Genomic DNA, 11,947 nt, shown 5'->3' on the forward strand with positions numbered 1-11,947 from the left:
AAAGCTTTAGTTGTGAACTAAATTTGTTTTACACAAAAAATAGAAAAGATTATGACATTAAATAGTATAGGTTTAGATACCGAAAAAACAAAAGAATTAGCAGATGAGTTAAATCAATTGTTGGCAAATTTTCAGTTGTATTACCAAAACTTAAGAGGTATACATTGGAATATTAAAGGAAGAGCTTTCTTCGATCTTCATGTAAAGTTTGAAGAGTTGTATACAGATGCAAATCTAAAGGTAGATGAAATAGCAGAACGTATTCTAACTTTAGGAGCAACACCGTTGCATACGTTTGATGATTACACCAAAGCAGCAAAAGTTCCGGTAGGGAAAAACATTTCTCAAGATAATAAGGCTGTTGAGCTTATTGTGGATTCTCTCACTGAACTACTTAAAATTGAACGCTCTATTTTAGAATCTTCTGATGAAGCCAATGACGAAGGTACTAACGCCATGATGAGTGATTTTATCACCGAGCAAGAAAAAACAGTATGGATGATGAAGGCTTGGTTGGGCGAAACTGTTTAATTAAAAGAGAAAAACCCTTAGAAATTAATCCAAAGGTTTTTACGATTTTTCGTCAATTTTATTATCTTGTGTCCAATAACTTTTGCTTTAAAAAATTCAGGGCTTATCTCACTAATCCTGACACAAGAATTTTAATTTTAGCGAAAGTTCAAAGGTGCGAAAAATCTTATTTTTCAGATATTAAATATATCATAAAGTACTGTTAAAAATGATTAATCGCAGATCATAAAAAAGGTCGTTAGCAACATTGCTAATGACCTTAATTTTTTACTTGGAATACGTAATATTAAAATCTAATATTTAGCTCTAAATCTTTGTCTTCAACTTTAAATTTAGCATCATCATATTGAGGTGGGCCCATTAGCATAACGTTGTTAGACATACCGAATGATTCCTTTGGCATACCATTGTCCTGAAAATCCATTCTTCCATTGCTATTTTCATCGTGCAAAGCTAAAATAGCATAATCACCTGGTAGAACATTCTCAAATGTAATTGTAATTTTCCCATCCTTAATTGCAGATTCTGCATCTTGGATTCCTTTCCCTTTCATAAAGGTTTCAGATGTGTGTAGAGACATCAATACTTTTCCGTTGTCATTAGTTACATTGTCTATTGTAACTGTGATTGTAATACCATTGTCTTCTACCTGTGAAAATCCAACAGCTGTGGCTAATACTAGTGTGATTGATAAAATAAAATTTTTCATAATAATTGTTTTTAATGGTTATTTGTTTTTGATTGATGATTCAAATATCCGACAAACATTCTCTTTGCTATAATTGTAATTACTCAATTGTAGTTTTAAGGTGATGAGTTGTTAATTTAGCCATTAGCTATTTCTAAATTAATCCTCTGGCTTTTATTTCTAAATACTTGTTAATCGTGTTAATGGTTAGATGCTCTGGCGCTGTTAAAATAGATTGAATGCCATGCTTCTGGAGTTCATTAACAATCAGTTTCTTCTCATACATAAATTTTTCTGCAATGGTCTTTTGAAAAATGTCAAAGGTGTTATGAGCTTCAAGATTTGTGAGTTTATGTAACTCTGTATTTTCAAAAAAGATAACTACCAAAAGATGATTTTTAGCAATGGCTTGCAAATAAGGTAACTGACGATGTAATGCATCTAAAGTTTCAAAATTGGTATAGAGTAGAAGTAGGCCGCGCTGGGTAAGACTTCGTTTTATGTCTATATATAATCTCGAAAAATCTGATTCCGAAAAATCTGTGTTGACGTTGTATAGGGTTTCCAGAATTTTATTCATCTGAGAAGGTCTACGCTCAGCGACTACCTTATTTTCAACCTTGCGCGAAAACGTAAACATACCTGCTTTATCTTGCTTTTTTAGCGCTACATTGCTAATTACCAAAGTGGCATTTATAGCATAGTCCAATAAACTCAAACCCTCAAAAGGCATTTTCATGGCTCTGCCTTTGTCTATGACGCTGTATATAGGTTGCGACCGTTCATCCTGAAACTGATTTACCATTAGCTGATTACGCTTGGCTGTCGCCTTCCAGTTAATGTTTCTTATATCATCACCAGTAACATAATCCTTTATCTGCTCAAACTCCATGGTATGACCGATTCGCCTAATTTTCTTCAAACCATACTCAAATAACTTATTGGAAAATGCCAAAAGCATGTATTTGCGCAACTGTAAAAAGGATGGGTAGTTTGGTACCATTGCATCTTTGGCAAACTGAAAACGTCTGGTCACTAAACCTATGGGTGAATTTACATAGACATTTAGATTACCGAAGTAATATTCACCGCGTTCTAACGGTCTTAATGTATAGGTGATTTTCTTTTTATCGTGTTTGTTGAGCTGTGTTTTAATTTCAAAATCGCGTTTCTGATATTGAAACGGCATCTCGTCGATTAATAACAGATCAGTTTTAAAGTTATAGTTATTCTGAAGTGTTATTTCAATAGGATTATCGTCTCCATTACTCAATTTTTCCGGAAGAATTCTAGAGGCCGAAATCCCTTTTTGTTTGAATAATAATATAAGATCAATAAGAACTAACCCAACAGCCACAAAGAATAAAAGTGATGCAATTTCTAATAATCCTGGATATAGATATGCCAGAATAAAAAGCACCACAAAAGCGATAGCGATTATAAAAAACCGAAAGGTTAAATAGGTATGTTTAAATAAGCGCTTCACTATCTCGGAATCTCAATAGTTTCTAATATTTGATCCACAACTTTATCAACCGTAAAGGCTTCCATTTCGCGTTCTGGTGTTAACACCAATCGATGCTTTAGAACAGCTTTGGTACAACGCTTAATATCATCTGGAGTTACAAAATCCCTACCGTTAATGGCAGCATTAGCCTTAGCAGCATTTAAAATGGCAATGGACGCTCTTGGTGAAGCACCTAAATACAAATTGGCATTATTACGTGTATTGTTTACGATAGAAGCGATGTAGTTAAGAAGGTTGTCTTCTACTACGATATGCTTAATTAAATCTTGATAGTTTTTAATGGAATCAGCAGATAACACAGCAGTTATGGTATTAAAATCCATAGTGTCTTGTCTTTTGTGATTATCTACCAAAATTTGAACTTCGTCCTCAAGCGACGGATAATCCACTTCGATCTTAAACAGAAAACGGTCTAATTGCGCTTCTGGCAAGCGATAAGTACCTTCTTGCTCAATTGGGTTTTGAGTAGCGAATACTAAAAATGGAGGTGCCATGTCATAGCGAATACCATCCATAGTGATTTGTCGCTCTGCCATAACCTCAAATAAAGCCGCCTGTGTTTTTGCAGGAGCTCTGTTAATCTCGTCAATTAAAACAATGTTAGAAAAAATAGGTCCTTTTTTATATTCAAACTCACTATTTTTTACATTGAAAATTGAAGTTCCCAGAATATCACTCGGCATTAAATCTGGCGTAAATTGAATTCTACTAAAATCCACATCCATGGTTTTTGCCAATAGTTTTGCCGTCACTGTTTTAGCTACACCAGGAACACCTTCGATTAGCGAATGACCATTAGTGAGTATAGAAATAATCAACAGTTCAATCATTTCATTTTGCCCAACTATGAATTTTGCAATCTCTTGCTTTATCTGCTCAACACTATCTTGCAGAGGCTTGAGGTCAATTCGACTTTTAAAGTCTTCTGAAGCCTGTTCAACAGGTTCATTACTGGTATTTGCCTCATTGAGGTTGGTATCATCTAAATGTTCTGATGATGGCGTGTTCTGATCTTCCATTATAACTTATGTTTTGTAAAATGTTCTATTTTTTTATTCAGTTCTATGAGCTCTTGCTCACTGTGATTTGTTTTCGATTTTAAAAAGACTAAGTAATCCACTAAAGCTTTAGCGTCTTCTTTTGTGTTGCTAGATTTAACGGCTAATTTTTCAATAAAATTTTGATTGAGCTGATTGGTGTCCAAATAATAATGCGATCTAACAAACTCTAGAAAATAATTAATCTTCTTTTCAATGATATTGGAAAAATCTCCATGTTGGTAGTATAACTCTCCAATGGTTCTGGTAAAATCCACTGTGGCATTTTCCAGTTTATTGATTACAGGTATAATACGTTGGGTGCGTTTTCCTCTAAAAATCACAAACAATATTAGGCCAAACAAGCTGATATAAAACGCCCATTTTAGAGCTGGGTTGTTCAGTATAAAACGCAGAGGGCTGGTGATTACCTTACGCCCACTTTTGTAATTGTTGTCCCAGATAATTTGCTGTTTTGGTAAATAAGATAAAACGGTTGCAGCATAATCTGCTTTATCTGCCATAAGGTGATAATTGGTAAAAGCAAAAGGGTTGGTGTGCAATATAAACTGCCCACCATTTTCACCAACATTTACTTTAATAAAATTTGGATTGGTTTCATCAAAATCATCCTCGTCTTTAGTGGTTACAGTGCCTAAAATTGTAGTGTTTAATGTATCTATAGAGCTAAAATGACTATTTTCTATAACATCTTTAAACAAGCGATTGTTCTTTTGTAAGCTTGGGCTAGTAAATTTATGGTCAGATTCTTTTTTGTAAAGATTATTGTATTGTCTTACTACAGCTATGTTTAATGAGTCTATGGCATTACCGTAAAAGTAATTTCCACTCATAAAAACCGTGTTGCCTTTCTCTGCAAAATCCATTAATGCCAATGATTCCTCTTTATCAAAACTGAGGTAGTTGTTGATAAACACCAATGATTTTGGAGTTGTAGTATCAACACGTTTTAGGTATTCATAAATTGTCCGTTCTGAGGTCAATATCTCACCGGCAGAAAATGTTTCCAATTCATTAAAAAGAATGTAACAACCCAACGGAATTTTATCGGAAGCAGAGTAAGAGTCTCTCCAATTAAGAGGTTTGGGTTTGGTGACTTCTGCAATCATCATAAAAACGATGACAGCACCAATAATATAGAGCGCTATTTTAGAACGCTTATCCATGCTTAGTCGTTTTTATAAGTTGATTGAAATCGTCTTTATTTTTATTGAAGCTTACTTCATCTATAGGGAACTCGCCATACCAAACGTAGTCGTATATGTAAGACACACGTTTAAATAAGCTTTTTAATTTAGAATCTTTTATCTCGTTAAGATAATCTGAATTGGTTTTATCATAGTGCCATTCAATAGTTTGTTTACTAGCCAAAACTTTAAGCGTTTTTAGATACATGTATCGTGTAGCTAATCTAAAGTTGTTTTGCTTTATTGCTTTTTTAATAAGCTTGTCAAAATCAACTTGTTCTATGTTTTCTTCAACATAGGTAAAACCTTCTATAGCCTTGTCTTCATTTTTAAATACAGAAGATATTGGGCTCTGTAATAGGAATTTTATAAGCAGATAAAGTACTATTACTCCCAATAAGCCATATACAATATATTCCAAGGTTTGGTAATCCAACCAATCGATATCAAATCCAAAAGTATCTCCTAACCAGGTGAAAAAGGACCTGAGGATACGTTGTATTAAATTGATGCCACCAGTATCGTTGATGGAATAATTAAAATCGTTTCCTGAGTAATTATCCTTAAAATTATCTTTAAAGTACGTTACATCTAGATTTGATGAATCGCGTTTCACTACATTATCTTGAGCCCATAAAATGGAAGCGTAAAATGATGCCACAATAGATGTGCTTATATGTCTGAGCTTTGATTTACTCATTAGCACCTATTTGATCTATTTTCTTTTGAAGAAAGACATTGTGCTTCACTTCGTAGAGGTTGTAATACAGAATACCATAGGATATTTGCGACAGGGCTTGAGTATAAATAAAGGACAATAAAAAAGCAGCGAAACCAAAAGTAAATAATAGGGTTGCAAAAGTACTTGAGGTAATATCAACATTACTATCAACAGAAAAATAGGAATAAATACCAATAATAAAAGTAGGTACAGAAATAATTAAAGCTGTAATCATAAGATTTAATATCCCAATAACCAACCCGAACAAAATTACACGCCAAAAATTAGAAAAGGTTAAATCAAAACCTTCTGAAATAGCTTCACCAAACCCTTTTTTTGTTGAAAAGATAGACATAAAGGTTAGCCCAAAAATAGCAGTCATCGTAAAACTTAAACCATACTGAATAATCATTCCCAATAATGGAATAAAAGATACTACCATAGAAATAATTATATATACGATGTACAAAAGTCCTCCAATGAGAATAAAAAGTATGATAGTACCTATATTTCTTAAAATGCTTTTCCAAATATTTTTTGAAACAATCTCACCATCATTTTTTACGTATTCAGCGAGATAAGCACTAGAAAAACTATAGTTGATCAAGGATGTGATAAAGACAACTAAAAAGAGAATGATGGCACCAGCAATAAAATAATTGTCGGTAGCTACATTATTGCCCATTCCGAATCTAAAATCACGACTTACCAGTCCCATAAAGCCAGTCACCAGTAGATAAGAACAAATCAATGTTAGGATAATACTGATAGCGTTATACCTTAAATACAAATTGGTATAGGCTTTAAAATTATGTTTTAGAAATAAAAAGTAAGTATTGATAATATCTCCAAACGTACTTCGGGTTCTTAATTCGATATATTTCTCGTTCACGTTAATTCTGGTTTGGGGATTAAATTAGATTGAGCTTCAGAGCGCTCAATAGTCGAAGCTTTATGTAATAAAATAGGATATATGATGTAATAATATATAATGACAAAAAGCGAAATAAAAATAATGCCATAAGCCAAAAACCAAGGCATCTGTTCACCATAGCGTGTTATAAAGCCTTCAATAAAGCCAGCAATTATAAAAAACGGAATGGTACTTACTACAATTTTAAGTCCATCCTTGGCTCCTTTCATAAAGGCAATTCGTCTGGAAAATGTTTTTGGAAATAAAAAACTATTACCCATTACCAAACCAGCACAGCCTGCAATTACTATAACAGAAATCTCAATAGTGCCATGTAGCCAAACTGTGGAGGTTTTTTCGAGAATACCATAGTTGTAGAAGAAAGTGATGAAAGACCCTAACATAATCCCATTACTAAAAAGAACCCAAACCGTTCCCACACTAAAAAATACTCCGAGCGCAAAGGCAAAAATGGCTACTCTTATGTTGTTAATCGTGATTCCTAAGAAGGTTCCAATATTACTACCACTTTTATATACAGCCATGGGTTCACCATTCTCAATATTTTCAATAGTCATATTCACATATGCATCTCCCAAGATAAGTCTAATAAAGGTATCATCGTTTAAAGTTGAAATGACGCCTATTATCACAGCAGACATGAATATTAAAAATGAATACAACAAGGTTTTGTGGTACTGGTAAAAAAACAGTGGAAACTCATCGCGCCAAAACGAAATAATCTTGTTTTTTGATTCTTTTTTGGTAATATAAATTTTCTGATGTGCTTGAGATGCCAAGGAATTTAAATACAATAACGTCTTGCTTCCAGGATAGTAGGTTTGGGCATAAGATAAATCGTTTGTAAGTTGAATATAGTATGAAGCTAAGTCGTCTGGATTTATTTTAGCATTATTATCCAATGCGTTTTCAAAACCAATCCATTTTTCCTTATTTTGCTTCACGAAAGACGCCTCGCGCATAAATCATTTCAATTATGAATTCATTTAAACTTTTTGAGTTTAAGCGAAAATTAGAAGTTTTTAGTTCTATTGAGAGCTTTTTTGAGTTGCATAGCAGAGCTACGGAACGATAAAAAGGTAAAAATAGGGCAAAAACAGCAATTTTTTAGCAAACTAAAAAAGATTAAAAGAGTTCTTTAAAACGAATATACATTTCCATGGGCAAATTAGCAATTAACACCGCACAAAATGTCAACCTAGATTACAAGTTAATTGGTTTGGGTGAGCGCATGGTGGCTTTCTTAATTGATGGTATTATTTTAATCACCTATATCACCATTATGGAGAACTTGGTAAACTTGTCTGAAATTTTTGATGCAGACGGTTGGACCAAGCGTGGTTTTTTAGGTCTTTTTACCTTGCCGGCATTTTTTTATTCTGTGTTGTGCCATATCATTTTCGGAGGACAGACAGTCGGGAAAATGATTATGAAAATAAAAGTGGTTCGTTTTGATGGTACACCAACGCAATGGTACAATTTTATGGTGCGTTGGATGTTGAGAATCATAGACATTTGGTTGTTCTTTTCATCTATAGGAATTTTAAGTATTCTTCTCTCTGATAAAAAACAACGTGTTGGTGATGCAGCGGCTGGCACTGTTGTAATTAGTGTAAAGAAAAAGCATAGAATAACAAGCACAATTCTTGAAGATATCAATGACGACTACGTACCTGTGTTTAGTAATGTTACGCAATTAACAGATAAGGATGTAAGAATTATAAAAGAAGCCTTTACAATCTCTAAAAAGAACAATGATTTTAAGACCTTGACTTTATTAAAAAATAAAATCTGTGATACGCTTGGTATAGAGACGAAGTTATATGACGTTAAGTTTATTGACACCATTCTTAAAGACTATAACTACTATACTCAAAACATGTAAGCAGAGAACCGCTTTTTCTTTTGGAAAAAGCTTGTGAATCGCTTATGCTGAGCGTAGCCGAAGTATCTCAGAGAACCGCTTTTTCTTTTGGAAAAAGCTTGTGAATCGCTTATGCTGAGCTTGTCGAAGGGTCTTAGCATTCAAAATTGAGAATATCGCTTATCCCGAATGTAGTTTCGGGATCTTAAATACTAATAGTTAAACCAACAAATAGATGCTGAAATCGAAGATTCAACAAAGTTAAAGAAGTTCAGCATGACAATATAAACTTATGTTTTTCCAAATAATAGACATACTAGGAACCATAGCTTTTGCCATTTCTGGCGCACTTGTAGCCATGAATAAGCGCATGGATGCCTTTGGTGTTCTTATTATTGCATTTGTTACTGCTGTTGGTGGCGGAACCTTACGCGACGTAATGATAGGTCTAGAGCCAGTATCATGGATGCGGAATATGACTTATGTGTATGTCATAACAGCTTCGGCAGTATTTGCTGTAATCTTTAGAAAGCGGATTTCATATTTGCGAACCTCCCTGTTTTTATTTGATACCATTGGTATTGCACTCTACACTGTAGTGGGTATCGAAACCGGATTGGTAGCAGGATTACATCCCATTATATGTATCGCTTTAGGGACTATGACGGCTTGCTTTGGCGGAGTCATTCGAGATATGTTGTGCAATGAGATTCCTGTAATATTTAGAAAGGAAATTTATGCAACAGCTTGTATTTTGGGTGGCTTAACGTATTTCTTGCTGCTACAATTTTTAGAAGAAAGAAACTATTTATTTATTATAGCTGGCTTGGTGGTGATTACCGTTAGGCTTCTTGCGGTTAAGTTTAAAATTAGTTTGCCGAGTTTGTATAAAAAAGAAGACTAATTGAGCCATTGTTGTCTTCTTTTCTTATTGAAAAGATAAAAACCAACAACTAAAAATAATAGACTTATCAGTGAGCCTGTAACTCCAAGGTTTTCCTGTAGATGATTCTCCATTAATTCTTTACCAAATCGATCTGCAGTACCGATTAATAACCTTAATAATGACCAAATAATTATTAGAAGAGCCCAAATCTTAATAAGTATATTCAAAGCTTTTTTCTTTTTTCGGTTGAGATAAAAGAGCATACATATTACTAAGGCTAAAACAAGAGGTATATAACTACCCAATACAGCATATTGAAAACCTTTTATCAAAAATAGAAATAATGACAATACGAGAATTACAGTATAAAGAGTACTAGATTTATTAGTCATGTCAATTTTGGGTTACGATGTGGTTTATGACTTCAAAAACCAAATTGGTCGTTGATTCTAAATACTCAAAATCAACAGTATCAAATGTGTCTTTTGGTGTATCCTTAAACGGTGTTGTGTCACCATTAGCAAACTCTTCTGTAATTCCCAAAGCGTTATATCCCAATTCTCTAAATGATTGATGGTCTGTGGAGTTCACTTTGGTCGTGTGGATAGGAATTTGAAGTTCTGAGGCTTTCTCTCTGTAAATTTCTTCAAGTTTCTTAGTTGCCAGCTCAATTTCCACGGCTTTGTCTAAATCCTTATCCCATCCAATTTGGTCAAAAGTATGAACAGAGTGAATCTTATAATCTTTCTTCTTAAGGTATTTGGCAAAAGCTCTACTACCAACTAAATCTTCTTCCTCTTGATCAAAAAACACAATCATCACATTTTTTTGCCTTACAGGAACATTTGATATTTTTTTAGCGACTCCATATAGAAGAGCCATAGCGGATGCATTGTCATTAGCACCAGGACAATTTCTGGCAGTATCGTAATGTGCTCCTAATAGAACATATTCATCAGATTCAATGGTAGAAGGAATGATTGTATATAAGTTAGTCCCTTTGAAAGGACTAACCAATAGATCTATAAAAACATTTGAGTTTGGTTCTCTATAATCGTGTTCTAGTGTTTTTAAATTCAATTGGTTTAAAGCCTCAGATAAATATCGTCTGGTCATTAAACGTTCCTTTGGAGTTGTTCTGCTGTTAATGGTATAATCTGTACTTAATTTTTTGTTTCCGGTAAGAACAGAAACTATTTCACGTTGGGCATCAATGGTTTTTGATGGTAAATTCTCAATACTTAAATTGATGTCTTCTTGATTTTTACAACCAAAAAAAAGTATAAGAAGAATAAACGTGAGATTTAGTTTCATGTGTTTAAAAAATTGCTCTAATTTACTTAGTCATAATCCGGAATATTACGACCTAAAATCACATCACGTTTTACGTGCAAAATCCCATTCTCCATTTTTGGAAGTACTACACCAGAACCTGCACGTTGTCCCAAACGCTCCTTAAATTCATTCGTTAGGAATTTATCATCTTCAAACATAATATCATCAACATAATAGGCATTAGTATTCGGTTCTTTTACCGTCATGTGTATATGCTGAGGTGCTGAAGTATTAGGGTAGGAGCTTGGTCTAAAGGTGTAAAACGTGTAACTGCCATCAGAGTTTGTTTTTATCCAACCACGGATATAGCCATGGCGCTTTGCCCAACCTTTTTCATCACCTTTGGTTTCGTATATTCCATTTTCATTGGTGTGATATATGTAGAGAATAATATTTGAAGCTGGTGTTTTGCCATCTTTTTGATAAACAGTTCCCGTAATTTTCAGCTTTGGTTCAGAAGCTTCAAATTTTGGTAGAGTATCAATATTGGACAATTTTTTGTCACCATATTCAAGTAGAGCTTCACAACCTTCGCATCGTCCTCCAACAATTTTAGTGGTTTCGTCTTTGGTTTGCGATTCACATGAATAGATGGTCAGCGCAATAATTGCTATGTTAATTAATTTCTTCATTTTCAACAGTCATTTCATCCTCTTTCATCGTTTGTTCAACAGGAAAATAATCCTTAGTATTTTGTTCAATCGCTTTTTTAAGGTTCTCAAGATTGGTTTCTTCTTGTGCCTTAATGGAACTTCCTGCCATTGCCATCATGGATTTAGCTAGTATGCCATTTCCCACAGTGGTGGTATTGGATGTGATTTTTGTTTTGCCATCCATTGGAGCCATACTCAGTTTATAGTCCATATCCATAAAATCTGAGGTGAAGGTCATTTCAATGGTCTCGTTAGGTACAATGTTGGTAATGGTTTCTCTAATCACCATCTCCTCTCCATCGGTAATAAAATAGACATCAGATACCGCTCCTACAGTACCAGGTGTACCACTGACACGTTCTACTTTCTGAAATCCTGGTAACCATTCAGCCATTTTGGCTTCATCTTGAGCGACAGCCCAAGCTTCTGGCAAGGGTTTGTCTGCTACAATTTCACTGTCGTAGGATACTTCTGGTTTTAATAAACCCAACAATAAAAAGCCAATGATTAAAACGGCTATGATAATGGCGATGTACTTTAAAATTTTCATGATTATATTGTT

13 protein-coding genes are annotated in these 11,947 nt (G+C 34.0%); 3 read left to right on the forward strand and 10 right to left on the reverse strand.

What is annotated here, in order from left to right; genetic code table 11:
• Positions 1 to 51 precede the first annotated feature (51 nt).
• The gene (locus F1003_RS12390) at positions 52 to 531 is read left to right on the forward strand and encodes a Dps family protein (RefSeq protein WP_155089747.1); all 480 of its coding nucleotides are present in this window, start codon (positions 52 to 54) and stop codon (positions 529 to 531) included.
• A gap of 286 nt (positions 532 to 817) precedes the next feature.
• On the opposite strand, the gene F1003_RS12395 is transcribed toward F1003_RS12390, so the two are convergent.
• From F1003_RS12395 to F1003_RS12425, 7 genes are all read right to left on the reverse strand, one after another.
• Positions 818 to 1,240, reverse strand: coding sequence for a DUF2141 domain-containing protein (locus tag F1003_RS12395; protein ID WP_155089748.1), 423 nt, complete (start codon positions 1,238 to 1,240; stop codon positions 818 to 820).
• 133 nt (positions 1,241 to 1,373) lie between these two features.
• On the reverse strand, positions 1,374 to 2,705 hold the full coding sequence (locus F1003_RS12400; RefSeq protein WP_162306974.1) for a DUF58 domain-containing protein: 1,332 nt from the start codon (positions 2,703 to 2,705) through the stop codon (positions 1,374 to 1,376).
• Positions 2,705 to 3,766, reverse strand: coding sequence for an AAA family ATPase (locus F1003_RS12405; protein WP_155089749.1), 1,062 nt, complete (start codon positions 3,764 to 3,766; stop codon positions 2,705 to 2,707). Before F1003_RS12405 ends, F1003_RS12400 begins: the two co-directional genes overlap by 1 nt.
• Positions 3,766 to 4,971, reverse strand: a complete 1,206-nt coding sequence (locus F1003_RS12410) for a DUF4350 domain-containing protein (RefSeq protein WP_155089750.1) — start codon at positions 4,969 to 4,971, stop codon at positions 3,766 to 3,768. Before F1003_RS12410 ends, F1003_RS12405 begins: the two co-directional genes overlap by 1 nt.
• Positions 4,964 to 5,692: a hypothetical protein gene (locus tag F1003_RS12415; protein WP_155089751.1), complete on the reverse strand. Its 729-nt coding sequence runs from the start codon at positions 5,690 to 5,692 to the stop codon at positions 4,964 to 4,966. Before F1003_RS12415 ends, F1003_RS12410 begins: the two co-directional genes overlap by 8 nt.
• Positions 5,685 to 6,605, reverse strand: coding sequence for a hypothetical protein (locus F1003_RS12420; RefSeq protein ID WP_155089752.1), 921 nt, complete (start codon positions 6,603 to 6,605; stop codon positions 5,685 to 5,687). The genes F1003_RS12415 and F1003_RS12420 overlap by 8 nt, the downstream gene beginning before the upstream one ends.
• Complete coding sequence (locus F1003_RS12425) at positions 6,602 to 7,609, reverse strand: stage II sporulation protein M (RefSeq protein ID WP_155089753.1); 1,008 nt, start codon at positions 7,607 to 7,609, stop codon at positions 6,602 to 6,604. Before F1003_RS12425 ends, F1003_RS12420 begins: the two co-directional genes overlap by 4 nt.
• A gap of 197 nt (positions 7,610 to 7,806) precedes the next feature.
• Here F1003_RS12425 and F1003_RS12430 point away from each other — a divergent pair, with 197 nt between their 5' ends.
• Together F1003_RS12430 and F1003_RS12435 are read left to right on the forward strand one after the other, a co-directional pair.
• Positions 7,807 to 8,532 (forward strand): RDD family protein, encoded by a 726-nt coding sequence (locus tag F1003_RS12430; RefSeq protein ID WP_155089754.1) that lies wholly within the window; start codon positions 7,807 to 7,809, stop codon positions 8,530 to 8,532.
• A gap of 271 nt (positions 8,533 to 8,803) precedes the next feature.
• On the forward strand, positions 8,804 to 9,415 hold the full coding sequence (locus F1003_RS12435; RefSeq protein ID WP_155089755.1) for a trimeric intracellular cation channel family protein: 612 nt from the start codon (positions 8,804 to 8,806) through the stop codon (positions 9,413 to 9,415).
• Between the two features lie 375 nt (positions 9,416 to 9,790).
• Here F1003_RS12435 and F1003_RS12440 read toward each other — a convergent pair whose 3' ends face one another.
• Genes F1003_RS12440 through F1003_RS12450 form a run of 3 tightly spaced genes read right to left on the reverse strand, consistent with a single transcriptional unit; the run spans position 9,791 to position 11,935 of the window.
• Positions 9,791 to 10,711 (reverse strand): M28 family metallopeptidase, encoded by a 921-nt coding sequence (locus F1003_RS12440; protein ID WP_155089756.1) that lies wholly within the window; start codon positions 10,709 to 10,711, stop codon positions 9,791 to 9,793.
• Positions 10,712 to 10,737: 26 nt separating this feature from the next.
• Positions 10,738 to 11,364 (reverse strand): dioxygenase family protein, encoded by a 627-nt coding sequence (locus F1003_RS12445; protein WP_155089757.1) that lies wholly within the window; start codon positions 11,362 to 11,364, stop codon positions 10,738 to 10,740.
• Positions 11,348 to 11,935 carry an SRPBCC family protein gene (locus tag F1003_RS12450; protein WP_155089758.1) on the reverse strand — a complete coding sequence of 196 codons (588 nt, stop codon included), beginning with the start codon at positions 11,933 to 11,935 and terminating at the stop codon, positions 11,348 to 11,350. Before F1003_RS12450 ends, F1003_RS12445 begins: the two co-directional genes overlap by 17 nt.
• Positions 11,936 to 11,947: the final 12 nt, after the last annotated feature.

Source organism: Winogradskyella ouciana, from assembly GCF_009709615.1.
In the GTDB taxonomy this organism is placed as follows: domain Bacteria; phylum Bacteroidota; class Bacteroidia; order Flavobacteriales; family Flavobacteriaceae; genus Winogradskyella; species Winogradskyella ouciana.